Annotated in this window: 18 protein-coding genes and 1 pseudogene; 12 read left to right on the forward strand and 7 right to left on the reverse strand. The window is 42.9% G+C overall.

Annotated features, from left to right (window positions below):
* Positions 1–450 precede the first annotated feature (450 nt).
* Entirely contained in the window at positions 451–1,146 is a 696-nt protein-coding gene (gene trmB / locus S3O_RS0102570; RefSeq protein ID WP_010597498.1) for a tRNA (guanosine(46)-N7)-methyltransferase TrmB, read from the reverse strand.
* Positions 1,147–1,165: 19 nt separating this feature from the next.
* Positions 1,166–1,822, reverse strand: coding sequence for an isoprenoid biosynthesis glyoxalase ElbB (gene elbB, locus S3O_RS0102575; RefSeq protein ID WP_010597499.1), 657 nt, complete (start codon positions 1,820–1,822; stop codon positions 1,166–1,168).
* A gap of 88 nt (positions 1,823–1,910) precedes the next feature.
* Here elbB and S3O_RS0102580 point away from each other — a divergent pair, with 88 nt between their 5' ends.
* Positions 1,911–3,725, forward strand: coding sequence for a glycosyltransferase family 39 protein (locus tag S3O_RS0102580; RefSeq protein WP_010597500.1), 1,815 nt, complete (start codon positions 1,911–1,913; stop codon positions 3,723–3,725).
* Positions 3,725–4,669, forward strand: coding sequence for a glycosyltransferase (locus tag S3O_RS0102585; protein ID WP_010597501.1), 945 nt, complete (start codon positions 3,725–3,727; stop codon positions 4,667–4,669). Before S3O_RS0102580 ends, S3O_RS0102585 begins: the two co-directional genes overlap by 1 nt.
* A 65-nt stretch (positions 4,670–4,734) precedes the next feature.
* Here S3O_RS0102585 and gcvPB read toward each other — a convergent pair whose 3' ends face one another.
* The 5 genes and pseudogenes from gcvPB to adk form a co-directional block, all read right to left on the reverse strand.
* On the reverse strand, positions 4,735–6,096 hold the full coding sequence (gcvPB, locus tag S3O_RS0102590) for an aminomethyl-transferring glycine dehydrogenase subunit GcvPB (RefSeq protein ID WP_010597502.1): 1,362 nt from the start codon (positions 6,094–6,096) through the stop codon (positions 4,735–4,737).
* A gap of 6 nt (positions 6,097–6,102) precedes the next feature.
* Positions 6,103–7,441, reverse strand: a pseudogene (gene gcvPA / locus S3O_RS13385) (aminomethyl-transferring glycine dehydrogenase subunit GcvPA).
* 4 nt (positions 7,442–7,445) lie between these two features.
* Positions 7,446–7,841 carry a glycine cleavage system protein GcvH gene (gene gcvH, locus S3O_RS0102600; RefSeq protein ID WP_010597506.1) on the reverse strand — a complete coding sequence of 132 codons (396 nt, stop codon included), beginning with the start codon at positions 7,839–7,841 and terminating at the stop codon, positions 7,446–7,448.
* A 25-nt stretch (positions 7,842–7,866) separates the two neighbouring features.
* On the reverse strand, positions 7,867–8,949 hold the full coding sequence (gene gcvT / locus S3O_RS0102605) for a glycine cleavage system aminomethyltransferase GcvT (protein ID WP_010597507.1): 1,083 nt from the start codon (positions 8,947–8,949) through the stop codon (positions 7,867–7,869).
* A gap of 125 nt (positions 8,950–9,074) precedes the next feature.
* Positions 9,075–9,755 (reverse strand): adenylate kinase, encoded by a 681-nt coding sequence (adk, locus tag S3O_RS0102610; protein ID WP_010597508.1) that lies wholly within the window; start codon positions 9,753–9,755, stop codon positions 9,075–9,077.
* Between the two features lie 412 nt (positions 9,756–10,167).
* Here adk and S3O_RS18585 point away from each other — a divergent pair, with 412 nt between their 5' ends.
* The 10 genes from S3O_RS18585 to S3O_RS15130 are packed head-to-tail and all read left to right on the forward strand — an operon-like array spanning position 10,168 to position 15,863.
* The gene (locus S3O_RS18585) at positions 10,168–10,320 is read left to right on the forward strand and encodes a hypothetical protein (RefSeq protein WP_235776155.1); all 153 of its coding nucleotides are present in this window, start codon (positions 10,168–10,170) and stop codon (positions 10,318–10,320) included.
* Positions 10,289–10,726, forward strand: a complete 438-nt coding sequence (locus tag S3O_RS19395) for a 3'-5' exonuclease (RefSeq protein ID WP_268869405.1) — start codon at positions 10,289–10,291, stop codon at positions 10,724–10,726. The genes S3O_RS18585 and S3O_RS19395 overlap by 32 nt, the downstream gene beginning before the upstream one ends.
* Positions 10,632–10,889, forward strand: coding sequence for a hypothetical protein (locus S3O_RS19400; protein ID WP_268869406.1), 258 nt, complete (start codon positions 10,632–10,634; stop codon positions 10,887–10,889). Before S3O_RS19395 ends, S3O_RS19400 begins: the two co-directional genes overlap by 95 nt.
* Positions 10,877–11,332, forward strand: coding sequence for a TRAM domain-containing protein (locus S3O_RS17955; protein WP_010597510.1), 456 nt, complete (start codon positions 10,877–10,879; stop codon positions 11,330–11,332). The genes S3O_RS19400 and S3O_RS17955 overlap by 13 nt, the downstream gene beginning before the upstream one ends.
* Positions 11,235–12,218 (forward strand): 23S rRNA (uracil(1939)-C(5))-methyltransferase RlmD, encoded by a 984-nt coding sequence (gene rlmD / locus S3O_RS13395; RefSeq protein ID WP_202797995.1) that lies wholly within the window; start codon positions 11,235–11,237, stop codon positions 12,216–12,218. Before S3O_RS17955 ends, rlmD begins: the two co-directional genes overlap by 98 nt.
* Before the next feature lie 5 nt (positions 12,219–12,223).
* Positions 12,224–12,835, forward strand: coding sequence for a D-alanyl-D-alanine carboxypeptidase/D-alanyl-D-alanine endopeptidase (gene dacB / locus S3O_RS19405; protein ID WP_156792697.1), 612 nt, complete (start codon positions 12,224–12,226; stop codon positions 12,833–12,835).
* A 26-nt stretch (positions 12,836–12,861) separates the two neighbouring features.
* A complete protein-coding gene (gene dacB, locus S3O_RS19410; protein WP_268869434.1) occupies positions 12,862–13,680 on the forward strand; it encodes a D-alanyl-D-alanine carboxypeptidase/D-alanyl-D-alanine endopeptidase in 819 nt (272 codons plus the stop codon).
* Between the two features lie 42 nt (positions 13,681–13,722).
* The gene (locus S3O_RS17045; protein ID WP_050816824.1) at positions 13,723–13,920 is read left to right on the forward strand and encodes a hypothetical protein; all 198 of its coding nucleotides are present in this window, start codon (positions 13,723–13,725) and stop codon (positions 13,918–13,920) included.
* The gene (locus tag S3O_RS15125) at positions 13,901–15,139 is read left to right on the forward strand and encodes a RelA/SpoT family protein (RefSeq protein ID WP_192805858.1); all 1,239 of its coding nucleotides are present in this window, start codon (positions 13,901–13,903) and stop codon (positions 15,137–15,139) included. Before S3O_RS17045 ends, S3O_RS15125 begins: the two co-directional genes overlap by 20 nt.
* A gap of 22 nt (positions 15,140–15,161) precedes the next feature.
* Positions 15,162–15,863 carry an ACT domain-containing protein gene (locus tag S3O_RS15130; RefSeq protein ID WP_010597512.1) on the forward strand — a complete coding sequence of 234 codons (702 nt, stop codon included), beginning with the start codon at positions 15,162–15,164 and terminating at the stop codon, positions 15,861–15,863.
* The last annotated feature ends 76 nt before the right edge of the window (positions 15,864–15,939 follow it).

A 15,939-nucleotide genomic window follows, 5' to 3' on the forward strand; every position in this document is an offset into this window, starting at 1 on the left:
ACACATCCTCAGGAAACCCTGTTATCAAGTGGCTCAAACTAATTCTGTTCAGTTTAGATACTTATATTACTTAAAAATATTAACCAGATACTTTCATTTTTTAAAAAATTTTTTATTTAAAATCAATTACAAGAAAAAAATTTCAATTTTTTTATCTAAGCACTTAATTTTAAAATAAAATAAAAAAACTGAATTCACTTAAAAATTTCTAAATGTTTATTTTGAGAGGCTGATCATTATTAAAAAGTTTAGGGGAACTTGATTTGCAAATTTTCAATAAAAAAATAAATATGCAAAAATATGTTTATTTTCATTACTTCATCAATTTATCTAAAAACAGAAAACATTTTGAATGGCATAACGTGTAGTAGTAAGATGAACGGATTTAACAAGCAGAAAATATAAAACAGAATCCTAACATTATCGTATCAGTTAAGGGTTAAATGAATGTCATGCAATCCCCATAAATTGCAAGTCACGAATTACATGACCTAAATTTAAAGCACGTTGTTCAAATTTAGTGAGATGACGCTGTGCCAAGCGTGGCGAGAAATGACCGGGTCCGGCAAGATTTTTGAATCCCGCGGTCGCTTCCAGGACACCAAGCATTTGTTGTGCGTAATCTTCCCAATCCGTAGCCAATTGTAAATGAGCACCTAACTTCAATTTTTTACGCAATAATTGACAAAATGCCGGTTGGATCAGCCTTCTTTTATGATGTCGGCGCTTCGGCCACGGATCAGGAAAAAAAATCTGAATTCGATCAATACTGTTATCTGGCAGAGAGGTCTTAAACACATCGACGGCATCGGCTACGATCAGTCGAATGTTGTGCAATTTTTTACGCTCAATTTCAAGCAAAACCGCTGCAATGCCTGGACGATGCACCTCTAAGCCGACAAAGTTTTCTTCCGGGAACGCTTGTGCTTGTTTAAGAAAATGATGGCCCATACCAAAACCAATTTCGAGAGTCAGTGGTGCAGACCGTTGAAAAATACGCGCCCAATTTAATTGCCCTTGATCAAGCGGTAATTGATACTGATCAAGCCAACGTGTTAATGCATCGCGCCGTGGCGGAGTTAAGCCGCTCTGCCGATGAACAAAGCTCCGAACCGGCTTATGCCTATAAACCGCTTGTGTTTCCATAGTGTATTTTCTTATTTGATTATAGTAATTGTATTAATTCTTCGACTAACCGCTCAATCCCTTTTGCAACCTCGTGAATCGACTTAGCTAACATATACGCAGGAGTCGTAATAATTTTATGTTGTTTATCGACCACACAATCCGTAGCAGAACACTCGATATGTTCGACACCCTGTTGCGCTAAACGCTGTGCAAGAGACGGATCACGGCCAATTGTTAGGCGAATACGCTGGTTATCATATAATTGGGTCGCCAAAACTGGGGCGATACAAATAAATCCCAGTGGTTTTTGCGCAATAACAAACGGCTGCGCAAAAGCCAGCACATCTGGGTAGAGGGTGTACGTTTCACTTTGCTCAGCAAAATTAGACAGATTCAATGCCGCACCGTAACCACCTGGAAAAATCAACGCCGAATAATTCTCGGGGTTCGCTTGAGCTAAGTCCAGAATCTGACCGCGGGCAATACGTGCGGACTCTTCCAGTATATTCCGTGCTTGTGTGACGGGAGTTCCGGTCAACATATTACAGACACGAGTTTGTGGACGGTTAGGCGCTAAACACTGATAAGGTTGCCCCGCTCTATCCAAAGCTAATAAAGTCAGCGTGGCCTCTTGTATTTCACTGCCATCGAGTGCCCCACAACCCGACAAGAGCACCGCGATCGGTTTTTGCATTGCTTTTCCCCTAGAAACCAGTTAACATTTTCCGCGATTATAACAGCAAACTCTTCTTATTTGCTTTTTTTACACGCGAAATTCTACTTTGCTTCCTTTTTTTAACAAACAATCACCGCGCAAAACTTGGGTAACGGATCTGTCGTTACTGAGTTTGCTTATTATCATTCTATTTGGCCTTTTTTTAGGATCACGTCCATTAAGTGTGCCCGATGAAGCACGGTATGCTGAAATCCCACGAGAAATGCTCGCCTCACAGGATTTTGTGACCCCTCATTTAAACGGGATCAAATACTTTGAAAAACCACCCTTATTTTATTGGTTACAAGCCACTTCGTTAAAGATTTTTTCACCGAATCTCACACAACCTACCCTACATGAAGATCAACGCCCGATTCCCTCTACGGCGACTTACTCACGCTTAGAATGGGCAACACGCATCCCCAACGCGCTCCTTGCGGTTTGGGGATGTGTAGTCATTTATATTGCTGGGCGCCTGTTATTTAATCGATCAACGGGTTGGTACAGTGCGCTGTGTCTTGCAAGCAGTCTCTTGTATTTTGGGCTCGCGCATATGGTGACCCTAGATATGGGTTTATCGGTATTCCTAGCGAGTAGTTTATTATCCTTTATTATTGGCATACGTTACCCCAAGGGCGAATGGCGGCGCAATTGGCTCTATGCCGCTTATGCTTTCTCTGCCTTAGCGGTGTTAACGAAAGGGTTAGTTGGCATTGTCTTTCCTACATTGATTATCGGAACTTGGATTTTAGCGACGCAACAGTGGCGACTAGTAAAAGAAATCTACCTTCCTTCCGGTCTTTTACTCTTTTTTGCAATTGTTTTACCTTGGCACATTCTGGTCCAAATGCGTAATCCAGAATTTTTCCATTTTTACTTTATCGAACAACAATTTTTACGTTATTCGACATTAATTGCCCATCGCTATCAACCGAATTGGTTTTTTATTCCGATTGTTCTCGTTGGGTTTTTACCGTGGACTCTTTTTTTAGGGCAAGCACTCTATGCCAGTTTGCCGAAAAAATCCCATCCCTTACCAGAACGTCACTTACTTCTTTTTTTATGGTTATGGATCGGCCTCATATTTGTTTTCTTTTCGCTGTCTCATTCTAAGTTGATTCCTTATATCTTACCTATTTTCCCAGCTTTAGCTTTATTAACGGGACGTTACTTCATATCGTACTCTGCGAGTCGCGGATTTCGCTATGCGCTGTTACTTCTTCCTTGGATTTGGCTAGGTATCGGTTTTATCACATTGTTCTGGATCTGGATGTATCCCACTAGTTTTTCTCACTCGAGCCTTCTATTTATTGTTTCGGGGTTTAGCCTTTTTTTGATTAGTAGTATTTATGCGCTATTTTATTGTCTTTGTCATCGCAAAAGAATGACTTTTCTCGTCTTAGTCGTTGGCAGTTCTATGAGCTTTCTTCTTTTTTTAATGGCTTTCCCGCGCATCGATACGCGCTCAGTCAAACCTCTGGTTGAAATACTCCATCCTTTATTACAACCGGGTGATAAAATTGTTGCTTATGAAACTTATTATCAAGATTTACCTTTCTATTTGAATCATCGTATCTTGTTAGTCGGTTTTCGTGGCGAACTTGATTTTGGTCTACGACATCAGGCCTCTAAAAATTGGGTTCTCAATGAAGCCCAATTCTGGAAGCTATGGCACAGCGGAGAACCTATGTTTATGATTACTCCACAGTCTATTTATCAGCGCCTTAAATTACAAGGAGAACCCGTACATTGTATCGCTGCAACGTCGCGAAATGTATTACTCAGTAATTTTGTCTCGGCCTGTGCACGCAGAACGTTACCATTAAAAGAAGAGATCGGTTGCTCGCCAGAACGCGTCGCTCCCAATAAGAGGATATTTTAATGTCAAACCCTTATTTAAGTTTAGTGATTCCGGTTTACAATGAAGCGGAAAATCTAGAAACACTTTACCAACGCTTAACCACAACTTTAAATACCTTTGGTCAGAGTTATGAAATTTTACTCGTTAACGACGGTAGTCAAGATGATTCATATCGTCTATTAAACGCGTTACAAAAAAAGTGTCCAGAACACCTACGTATTATTCATTTTAACGGTAACTTTGGTCAACACATGGCCATCATGGCTGGGTTTGAACGAGTTCGTGGCGAGATTATTATTACGCTAGATGCCGATTTACAAAACCCGCCCGAAGAAATTCCGAAGTTGGTTGCGTTAATTGAATCCGGTTACGACTATGTTGGCGGGATTCGTAAAGATCGCCAAGATACATTCTTTCGTCGTTACGCCTCAAAGTTAAATAATTGGCTACGCTATAAAATGACGAAGATTCATTTGAGTGATCAAGGTTGTATGCTCCGTGCGTACCGTCGTTCGTTGATTGATTTAGTCGTGACCAGTAAAGAAAGTACGCTGTATATTCCAATTCAAGCCTATAATCTGGCCACAAACCCAACCGAATTGGTTGTTCGACACGAAGAACGAGAAGCTGGTAAATCAAAGTATAATTTATATCGTTTACTTCGTCTTAACTTCGATTTGATGACGGGCTTTTCACTTTTACCGCTCCAAATTTTTACGATGTTCGGTATCGTGATTTCGTTATTCAGTGGTTTTTTTGTGGTCTTTATGTTAGTGCGTCGTGTGCTGGTAGGGCCCGAGGCAGAAGGTTTATTTACCCTCTTTGCACTCCTATTTTTCCTAATTGGTATGGTATTGATGGGCTTAGGGATTATGGGAGAATATATCGGCCGTATTTATCAAGAAGTACGCAAACGTCCTCGTTACGTCATCAAAGAAATTGTAGAACAAAACCCGCCGGCTTAAGTGATACAGTAGATATAATCAAAACGAACCGGTGATATGCCTAAAAATTCACCGGTTCGTTTTATTTAACTCAATACTACATCGAGCTCCCGGGCAGCTTTCACATCATCTAAGCGTTGTACGGAAAGATGATGGGGCGCATTTTGTAATAAATCCGGGTTCGCTTCACATTCCTGACGGATGGTTTCCATGACAGCAATAAAGTGATCAAGCGTTTGTTTGGTTTCCGTTTCTGTCGGCTCAATTAACAAATATGTTGTCGGAGCATGGATCGCATCGTCAAGCAGACGTTTCGCCACATGCATCGCATTGACACCGTACTGTTTGACTAAGTCCGCTAACGTTAAAATAAATTCATGACTCGCACGACGTTGCGGAAAAGCGGCTGTATAACCGATGGCTTGAAAACGTGCAAAAAGATAATTCGCATTGAGCGTGGCAAATTCAGCGACACGACGCAACCCTTCGCGACCCAATAACCGAGCATAAAAATAAGCGCGCAACAAGATGCCCTGATTACCCATAAACGTCGATAAGCGTCCAATACTGTCGGGATAATCGGCTTGAGCCGCCACCGCCACCGGGCCAGCGCCGGGTCCACCTCCGCCATGGGGTGTCGCAAAGGTTTTATGCAGATTCAAATGCATCACATCAAATCCCATATCTCCAGGCCGTACTTTCCCTAAAATCGCATTTAAATTGGCGCCATCGTAATACAGTAACCCACCCGCCTCATGAATTGTTTGGGCAATCATTTCAATTTGACGCTCAAAAATACCTAAGGTTGAAGGATTCGTGAGCATGATCCCCGCTGTTTGAAGACCCACAGCGATTTTCAGTGCCTCTAAATCGATATCACCAGTTTTTTTATTCGTTGGAATTTCGCGTAACGTATAACCACACATGGCGGCCGACGCTGGATTCGTGCCATGCGCCGCATCCGGTACTAAAAATTCAGTTCGTTGTTGATCGCCACGTGCTTGATGATAGGCTTTAATCATCGCAACGCCGGCAAATTCACCTTGCGCGCCCGCCATGGGTGTCAAAGACACACCCACCATCCCCGTCACCGTTTTTAATAACTCCTGAAATTCAAACAGCGACTGTAATGTTCCTTGATTCGTTTCAGCCGTGGCCAACGGATGTTGGTTAAGAAAACCCGGTAAAGACGCTAAACGATGCATCCCACGGGGGTTATATTTCATCGTACAGGAACCTAAAGGATAAAAATGGGTATCAATTGAAAAATTTTTTTGTGAAAGGCGCGTAAAATGACGCACCACTTGTAACTCAGACAACTCAGGCAAAGCTGGCTTTTGAGTACGCAAAAGATTTTCCGGTAAATCAAGCGCATCCACCGTGATTGGGGATTGAGGAATCTGCGCCGAAGCGGTCCGGCCAGGTTGGCTTAAATCAAAAATCAGCATAGTGAGTTAGGTTGCGAGTAAAGAAAAAAGTTGTTGTTGATAATCATCCAAATCTGCCTGTGTTTTAGTTTCTGTAGTACAGACCAATAAAGCGTGTCCCAATACCGGATAGTAAGGCGCCAAATCAAAGCCGCCTTGTATCCCGCGCTCTGCTAAGGCAGGCAGTATTTCCGCCGCAGGCCGCGGGAGACGAATCACAAATTCATGAAAGAACGGCTGAAATAAACAATCCACACCAGAAATGGTACTCAGTTGTTTAGCCAATTGTTGTGCGTGATGATACGAAGCCAACGCGACATTTTGTAATCCAGTTGGGCCAAGCAAACTTAGATAAAGCGTCGCCGCCGTCACTAACCACCCTTGATTCGTACAAATATTCGAAGTAGCTTTTCCACGTCGAATGTGTTGTTCACGCGCTTGTAACGTTAAGGTAAAACCGGTTTTTCCATTTTTATCTAACGTTCGCCCAACAATTCGACCCCCTCTTTTTTACACGCCATAAAACCAAAGTAAGGCCCCCCTCCCGCCAGAGGAATACCGAGAGGTTGTCCTTCCCCACACGTAATATCCGCGCCACGTGTTCCCCATTGTCCTGGTTCTTTAAGCACTCCCAACGTCGTTGGATTAACCACCGCAATCACAAAACTCGCTTGCGCATGTGCCCAATCGGTCAGCGCATCAATTGACTCCAGTCCGCCAAAGAAATTCGGTTGCTGAATAATCAGCCCACAAATATCGATATTCTCCCAAGAAGCGAGTGCTGCCGTCGCCATCACACCGTGTTCATTAAAAGGCACTTCAATTAATTCAATCCCTTGCTGAGTCACGATCGTCTGTAGGGTTTGACGATAAAAGGATGCAAAGTTTGTGGAATTAAAAAACGCTTTGATTGACTTTTCTTATTTGCGCGAACCGCCATCAAGAGCGCTTCAGCCAGCGCGGAAGCGCCATCATACAAAGACGCATTGGCACAATCCATACCGGTTAAGCGGCACATCATGGTTTGATATTCGTAAATAAGTTGGAGCGTTCCTTGACTAGCTTCTGCTTGATAGGGGGTATACGCCGTCATAAATTCACCGCGACTCGCAATCTCCCATACCGCTGCCGGAATATGGTGTTCATAGGCACCGGCACCAATAAAACAACACCCAAGTTGATTTTGTTGGGCGCGTGTTTGGATGAGACGATTCAATTCCATCTCGTTCAAACCAGACGGTATCGCCGACCAATCCACATTTTTAAGGGTTTGCGGAATTTCAGCAAAGAGTTCCTCGATCGTCGCAACACCGGTGGTGGCGAGCATCGTTTGTATTTCAACTTCGGTGTGTGGAATAAACGGCATATCCTTATTCCGCCTCAACAGTCATTTGTTGTTGATATTCGGCTGGACTTAACAAACTTTCCAACTGACTGGGATCACTGAGTTGGATACGAACCAGCCAACCCTGGTGATAAGCCTCTTGATTGATCGATTCGGGTGCTTGTTCAAGTTGTGTATTCACTTCAATAATCTCTCCCGAAACCGGAGCATACACATCGGCCGCGGCTTTGACCGACTCCAGAACAGCGATCTCTTCTTTTTGGGCCACGGTTCGATTCAACGTGGGCAACTCCACAAAAACAATATCACCCAATAACGCTTGGGCATGATCGGTAATTCCCACACGAACAATCTGGTCAGTCTCACATTCTACCCATTCATGCGAAGGGGTATATTTTAGATGCGTTAAAATGGTGCTCATAAAATCAATTTCTCTTAAAAATACGTTAGCTAAAAGCCTTTTTTCCTTTACGAATAAAAGGTAATTGAATAATTCGGGTGCGTAATGTTTTATTTCTCATCAATACTTCGCAATAAGGATCGTGATAGTCCATGGGGATCCGTGCAAAAGCGACTGAGCGCTCCAGCGTCGGAGAATAGCTACCGCTCGTAATCGTCCCATATGTGGTTTCGGAAAGCCGTACTTTTTGTCCGCCGCGGAGAATACGTCCCTTTTCCTCCAACAATAAACCAACAAGTTTTTGTTGAGGTACAGCTTGCGCTAACGCTTGGCGACCAATAAAATCACGCTCTGATGGTGCCCAGGCAACCGTCCACGCTAAATTTGATTCCAATGGGGTGGTCGTTGTATCCATATCCGTGCCATACAGATTGAAACCCGCCTCTAAGCGCAGTGTATCCCGCGCACCCAACCCACACGGAGTCACTCCTTGCGCAAGCAGTGATTTCCACATGGCACCGGCTTGAGCAAGAGGTAACATCATTTCTACGCCGTCTTCGCCTGTATAACCGGTTCGAGCAATAAAAAGATCATCATATTCCAAACAATGAAACGGTTTGAGTGCGAGTACTTGAGCTTGTTGATGTTCACTTAACCGTAGCCGCTGCGTTCGTGCAGTCGGTCCTTGCAAAGCTAAAATTGCTAAGTCTTCACGTGGCATCACTTCGACTTCGTTAAACGCTTGCGCATGTTGATAAAACCAGGGCACATCGATCTCACGATTACCTGCGTTCACTACGACACGATACCGTTGTTCATCCAGTTGATAAACGATTAAATCATCGATAATGCCGCCCTGTTCATTGAGCAAACAACTGTATAATGCCTTCCCAGGCGTCAGTTTTTGCGGATTATTCGCTAAAATCCGGCTTAAAAACGCCAAAGTCTCTTTTCCTAATAAATCAACCGCCAGCATATGTGAAACATCGAACAAACCCGCTGCTTGTCTAACCGCGTGATGTTCATGCAGCTGCGATTGATAATATAAAGGCATGTCCCAGCCAGAAAATGGAACGAATTTTGCGCCGGCAGATTGATGCTCAGAATAAAGAACAGTTCGCTGACTCATCTTTTTCTCAATCATATTATATGGTACCGATCATTATACTGTGCTCTCTTGGCTTGCAACAGAGTAAATCTCACTAACTATTATCAACATGTTAAATATTTAACATGGATGCCAGGCTGAAACGCTTATTTACGAGACTGGGCCCATGACCATGGGTTTAAGACTTCAATAATCTGCTGACGCACGTGATCCACTGACGCACTCCCATCGACTTGTACATACGCGGGCGCATGGGCATCCCCAGTACGTTGCCAATCACGATAATAAGCAATCAAGGGTTTAGTTTGTTGATGATAAACGCGTAAACGTTCACGAATCGTGACTTCTTGATCATCCTCACGCTGAACTAATACTTCGCCTGTTTGATCATCTCGATTAGGAATACGTGGTGGATGATAATGCAGATGATAAACACGACCCGATGCCGGATGAATGCGCCGCCCACTTAAACGACGAACAATCTCTTCATCTTCGGTGGCGATTTCGATCACTAAATCGATGGGCACTTTCTGACGACGTAACGCCTCAGCCTGCGGCAAAGTTCGTGGAAAACCATCCAATAAGAACCCTGCCTCACAATCAGGTGCACGAATACGTTCTTCTACTAATTGGATCATCAGCTCATCAGGCAGTAATTGTCCGCTTTCCATTAATGTTTTGGCATGCTGTCCAAGTGGCGTACCTTGACTGACGGCGGCACGCAACATATCTCCGGTTGAAATAATCGGTAACGCATAATGCTCGGCAATAAATTTTGCTTGTGTCCCTTTCCCCGCACCCGGGCTACCTAACAAAATAATTCTCATGGGATGGCCTTTGTTCTTGACGATAAAAGGGATGATTCTACGTTAATCTAGCCCCACACAGGTAGATTTTACCCACAGATCGACCTGAGATGACGGACCCGGGTTACACGCATAGTAAATTGATTTATTATTTTTTTAAAGTGATTTCTTGAAAACAAACGCATCGATAGTCTAAAAATGAATGGGGTTGGCGCTAGCCAAGTCTATGAAAGTATGTTTTTATACTAAGCTTGTGTCACGTTATCTTTAGGGAACCAATCTTCTTTTGTTGAGAGAGTGATCACAAGACGGAATCAATTAAGTAGTCGATTGGTATGTTGAACCCTTCTCAGGGTGAGAAAAGCGTTTATTTATGGGTTACACCCGCATCACTATGAATATTCTTGTGTTTGATATTGAGACCGTTCCTGATGTGGAAAGTGGTCGTCGCCTTTATCAATTAGAACATGAAAGCGATCAAGTCATTGCCGACATCATGCGCCAAAAACGCCTAGAAAAAGGTCATAGTGATTTCTTACCGCCTCACTTACAACGTGTTGGCGTTACGGACCCCCGATGGGTTTAAAATTGCCTCGCTAGGAAATGTGCACTCCCGTGAAAAAAATCTCATCGATGCGTTTTTTAAATGTTTAGAAAAATATTTGCCTAGCTTAGTCTCGTGGAATGGCAGTGGTTTTGATTTACCGGTTTTACACTATCGCGCGCTATTACATGGTATTAGTAGCCCAAGTTATTGGAATACCGGTGAACAAGGCGATACCCGTTTTCGCTGGAATAACTATTTAAACCGTTATCACACTCGACATACCGATTTAATGGATATATTGGTCCGCTTATCAAGGACGTGCCAATGCACCGCTTACCGAAATTGCAGTCATGCTCGGCTTTCCAGGAAAACTTGGGATGGATGGCGCTCAAGTTTGGGAAACTTTTCTCGAAGGTCATCCAGACAGAATTCGTCATTACTGTGAAACCGATGTTTTGAATACCTATCTTATTTATCTACGTTTTGAATTAATGAGAGGGAATTTAACCGAATCAGATTATGAGCAAGAATGTGATAAAGTACGGCAAACGCTCATTCAGGAAAATAAACCTCATTTTAGCGAGTTTTTAAACGCATGGTCTCATTAACCGATTCTTCAACCCAAACCCCACCTCGCCTGACCATTGATCAACTATCTCATGAAGGTCGCGGTATTGGTGCACAACAAGGTAAAAAAGTATTTGTTGAAAACGCCCTGCCGGGTGAGGAAGTACTGATTCGTTATACGAAACGACATCGCCAATACGATGAAGCACAAACCATTGAAATCTTGACACTGGCCCCCCAGCGAACGGTCCCACACTGTGAACATTTTTCGATTTGTGGGGGATGTAGCTTACAACATCTCCACTCTGACGCACAATTACGTTATAAGGAAGAAATCCTCCGCGAACAACTGACCCACTTTGCTGGCCGACAAGCCGAGCAATGGCTTGCTCCACTCAGCGGACCGGTTTGGGGCTCGTCGTCGTGCTCGTTTGGGGGTGAAATATGTCGCGAAAAAGCAACGAGTGTTAGTCGGCTTTCGTGAAAAAAATGGTCGTTACCTGGCACAACTGAATCACTGTGCGACACTGGAAGCAGCGATTGCGCGACTCATTACCCCTTTACAAACATTAATCGCTTCATTAGAGGCCTATCAACAGATTCCACAAATTGAAGCGGCATTAGGTGATGACACCTTAGCGTTGGTTATTCGCCATCTTGTGGCCTTATCGAAGACCGATCAATTAACCTTGCAACAATTTGCGCAAGATTATAACGTACAACTATATCTCCAACCTGGAAATGAACAAACCACACATTGCATTTGGCCAGAGCAGAACCCAATGCCGTTAAGTTATCGCTTAAAAGGTCTGGGCTTACGTGCACAAGACTTAGTCTTAACCTTTGAGCCACAGGATTTTATCCAGATTAATGCCGTAATAAATCAAAAAATGATCAAGCAAGCGATTGCATTACTTGATTTAACTTCCCAAGATCAGGTATTAGATTTATTTTGTGGTCTCGGTAATTTTAGTTTGCCGATGGCGGTACGTGCCCAGACAGTGGTCGGTGTAGAAGGCTGTGCAAACTTAGTCACTCGTGCGCAACACAATGCACTCGCAAACCAGCTATCTAACGTGACATTTTATACTGCTGATTTATTCCAGCCCGTTCGTCAGAGCGCTTGGTGGTCAACGCCTTTTAATAAATTATTACTCGATCCACCGCGTTCGGGTGCCTGCGAAATTATTCAACAACTTAAAACGCAGCCAACATTAGAACGAATTGTGTATGTTTCTTGTAATTCAGCCAGTCTTGCACGCGATGCCGGTCTATTGGCCAAACAAGGGTACCGTTTACGTCAAGCTGGCATTATGGATATGTTCCCACATACACCACATAGTGAAGCCATTTGTTTATTTACGCGATAGGTTTTATGACTTTATTAAAAACTTGGGTTCGAATGATCACTCGCTTTGTTTTGTACGCGGGGGGAATCCTTGGTGCATTATGTGCCACCTCATCAATCACCGCGGCGTATGCGGATACTTCATATCGCACTTTGTCCCGAGTCCAAACGAATTTAGATTATATTGTCCGACAGTTTAAAGGAGTTTCCGTCGGAATTATGGTGGAGTCATTGTCCACCGGGAAAATACTTTACCAATATCATCCCGATCGACAATTAATTCCGGCGAGCACCTTAAAGTTATTTACTGGTATCGCTGCCTTGGACTACCTTGGACCCAACTTTCAATTTAAAACGCGTTTACTGAAAGAGAGTCAGGCAAAAATTATCCATGGCACCCTACAGGGAGATCTTTACATTCAATTTAGTGGTGATCCAAACCTAACGTTAACGGATCTAAAAGAAATGTTAGCCACTTTGCGTGAACAAAAAATTCATTCCATCCAAGGAAATGTCGTGATTGATGATACTGCGCTCGATCGCAGTACTTGGCCACCCGGGCGCGTGGTAGACGATAAGATCTTCTGCTATGCGGCACCGGTCACCGCGACGATTCATCGAAACACCCGACGGTCGTAAAAAGTAACCGTCATCTTGGGATCAAGATTGATAATCAGGCCACCACACAACGTTTAAAAAAGAAAGCGCATTATTTTTTAGATTTTAAACCGAATCCACAAAACAAAGATAATCATTACACTCTGCGTGGTTATCTCTCGCCAAAAGTTGGACCCCTTTCTTTTGCGGTGGCACTGCAAAATCCCAATTTAGCGACGTATAATATTTTATCGGGTTTATTACGTAGTCAATCGATTCATTACAATAAGATGGTTTATGGTCGTACGACACCGACCGCAAAAACCTTAGCAGAAAATAGTTCACCTGAGCTGGCTTTTTTAGTCAAAAATATGCTTAAAAAGTCAGATAATTTAATCGCCGATAGCTTATTGAAAAAGTTAGGTGGACTTTATTTTTCAACGCAAGGTAGCTGGAAAACAGGAAGAAATGCGATTCAAGCCATTCTTGCGACGCGTGCGCACGTGAATTTTAACGATGTCGTGATGGTCGATGGTTCTGGGCTATCTCGAAATAACTTAGTCTCTGCCCGGGTGTTCATTCAGTTACTTAAATATGCTTATCACCAATTACCAGAAAGTGATTTATTCTTTGAATCCTTACCCAACTCAGGCCAAGATGGGACGTTGAAGAATCGCTTAGGGGGCCCGGTGCTCGGACGTATTCACGCAAAAACAGGCAGCATGCATGGTATTAGTAGTTTGGCGGGGTATATTCGAACGGTGAATCATCAAACACTTGCTTTTGCCATTTTAGTCAACGATGTCATCCCTGGGAGAAATAATCAGGGTGGATATCGTTTATTAGAAAATCGGATTTGTGAATTTTTAGCAAAAAATACACTTTAATCAAGATTTGTGAATATGCATCAACAATAAGGGTCAAACGAGATGGTTAAAATAAAAGACTCGCTTTATTTAAATGCTGACGGCAGTGTTAATCTGGAAAGTTGGTTACATTATGCCGCCATGCAGCGGAGTCCAGAAGATTTTGCTTTTATCCGTAAAGCCTGCGTTTTAAGTCAAATTATTGGCGAAAATCGACCGACACCGACTGAAACTTCGTGTCTTGTTGGACTTACATCTTGATAAAGAAACGATTGCTGCGGCACTTATTTACAGTGCAGTCAATTATGCGGAACTCTGCCCAGAAACGATTAATGAGCATTTAGGCATTCAAGTCACCCGGTTAATTGAAGGTACCAAACAAATGGACGCAATCCGGATTGTCCCGATGTCCAATCCAATTTATCAGACCCAATTGGAAAACGTCCGGAAAATGTTATTAGCGATGGTCAAGGATATGCGCGTCGTCTTAGTCAAACTCGCCGAACGGGTCGCCATGATGCGTACTCTGCATACTTTAGATGAAACGATTCAGCGATCTTATGCACGCGAAACACTCGATATTTATGCGCCGCTCGCCAATCGGCTCGGTGTTGGGCAATTACAATGGGAACTCGAAGATTTATCGCTACACTACTTAGACCCAGAGGTCTACAACAAAATTGCACGGTTACTCCAATCTCGTTTAGTGGATAGAGAAGCCTATGTCGAAACATTAATTAATCAATTGCATGTTGTCCTCCAAAAATCACGGGTCAATGATTTTCAATTATATGGTCGTGTCAAACATATCCATAGCATTTACCGAAAAATGCAACAGAAAAAATTACAGTTTGAAGAACTCTATGATTTAAATGCGATTCGTATTTTGGTGAACAATATTGATGACTGCTACGCCGTGTTAAGTATTATTCATGAGTTATGGACACCGATTAGTGGACAATTTGACGATTATATTGCCACCCCCAAAGCCAATGGTTATCGCTCCATTCATACAGCGGTGCTGACACCGGATAAAAAAATTCTGGAAATTCAAATCCGTACTCAAAAAATGCATCATGAATCAGAACATGGTTTAGCCGCGCATTGGCAATATAAAGAAACCGCACAACAAAAAGCCGATTATCAAATTAAAATTGCCTGGTTACGTCAGGTATTAGCGTGGCAAAAAGAATTGGTGAAGCAAGGGAAAAGTGCTGTCCCGGGATTAACAACGGTTTTAGATGATCGCATCTATGTGTTTACACCCAATGGCGATATTTTAGATTTACCAAAAGGCGCCACTCCTTTAGATTTTGCCTATCATATTCATAGTTCTATCGGTCATCGTTGCCGAGGGGCGAAAGTCAATAATGGCATTGTGCCACTGGTTTACCAATTAAAAATCGGCGATGTCAAAGAAGGCGGTCCGAGTCGTGATTGGTTAAATCCAAATTTAGGTTACCTGACATCATTGGTTTAAGAGCCAAGGTTATGATAAACATGTGGCCGACGGTCAAATTTTGTTAGAAAAAGAATGTCAACGTCTGGGTTTAAATTCGATTGATCAGGAAAAAATCGCGCAAAGATTACATTTCAAAAATAAGAAAGACTTATTAGCCGCATTAGGCAGTGGGGATCTACGAATCACTCAACTGTTAAATGCCCTGCAAAAACCGGATCCAATCCCTGAAACGCAAACAGAAGAAACCACGGCTATCTTACTTTCCAAACCCAGCCGAACGATTGCCGAAGGAATCACCGTTGAGGGGTTAACCCATCTGCTCACACAAACCGCCGGCTGTTGTAAACCCGTTCCGGGGGATTCGATTCGTGGCTTTGTCACGCAAGGCCGTGGAATTGTGTTACATCGTGAAGATTGTCTACAATTATTAAATTTAGAAGACGGAAAACACGATCGTCTTGTCGGTGCAGACTGGGCTAAAGTCGAAAAACAACAATATCCAGTCGATATTTGTGTGGAAGCTTACGAACGCTCTGGCTTAACACGGGATATTTCGACATTAATCACCAATGAAAAACTCAATTTATTAGCGCTGACATGCTCGAATAATAAAATCGATAATAAAATCTATATTAAATTAACAATTGAAATACCGAGCCTGAGCGCCTTAAGTAAACTATTTGATCGAATTAAACAGATAGAAAATGTCGTTGAGGTGGGCCGTCAAAAAGCGGTCAGTTAAATTCCAGGACTTTACCTGAGCATAGGGCTCTTAATCTAACGATGAGTAAAAATACGCTTCCCATGTCGTCTGTAAC

This window comes from Rickettsiella massiliensis 20B (assembly GCF_000257395.1).
GTDB lineage: Bacteria > Pseudomonadota > Gammaproteobacteria > Diplorickettsiales > Diplorickettsiaceae > Diplorickettsia > Diplorickettsia massiliensis.

Excerpts from the sequence above, each read along its gene's own strand:
- trmB (WP_010597498.1), bottom strand. The coding sequence starts at position 1,146 with ATGGAAACACAAGCGGTTTATAGGCATAAGCCGGTTCGGAGCTTTGTT.
- elbB (WP_010597499.1), bottom strand. The coding sequence starts at position 1,822 with ATGCAAAAACCGATCGCGGTGCTCTTGTCGGGTTGTGGGGCACTCGAT.
- S3O_RS0102585 (WP_010597501.1), top strand. The coding sequence starts at position 3,725 with ATGTCAAACCCTTATTTAAGTTTAGTGATTCCGGTTTACAATGAAGCG.
- gcvPB (WP_010597502.1), bottom strand. The coding sequence starts at position 6,096 with ATGCTGATTTTTGATTTAAGCCAACCTGGCCGGACCGCTTCGGCGCAG.
- gcvH (WP_010597506.1), bottom strand. The coding sequence starts at position 7,841 with ATGAGCACCATTTTAACGCATCTAAAATATACCCCTTCGCATGAATGG.
- gcvT (WP_010597507.1), bottom strand. The coding sequence starts at position 8,949 with ATGAGTCAGCGAACTGTTCTTTATTCTGAGCATCAATCTGCCGGCGCA.
- adk (WP_010597508.1), bottom strand. The coding sequence starts at position 9,755 with ATGAGAATTATTTTGTTAGGTAGCCCGGGTGCGGGGAAAGGGACACAA.
- S3O_RS19400 (WP_268869406.1), top strand. The coding sequence starts at position 10,632 with ATGCTCGGCTTTCCAGGAAAACTTGGGATGGATGGCGCTCAAGTTTGG.
- S3O_RS17955 (WP_010597510.1), top strand. The coding sequence starts at position 10,877 with ATGGTCTCATTAACCGATTCTTCAACCCAAACCCCACCTCGCCTGACC.
- dacB (WP_156792697.1), top strand. The coding sequence starts at position 12,224 with ATGACTTTATTAAAAACTTGGGTTCGAATGATCACTCGCTTTGTTTTG.
- S3O_RS17045 (WP_050816824.1), top strand. The coding sequence starts at position 13,723 with ATGGTTAAAATAAAAGACTCGCTTTATTTAAATGCTGACGGCAGTGTT.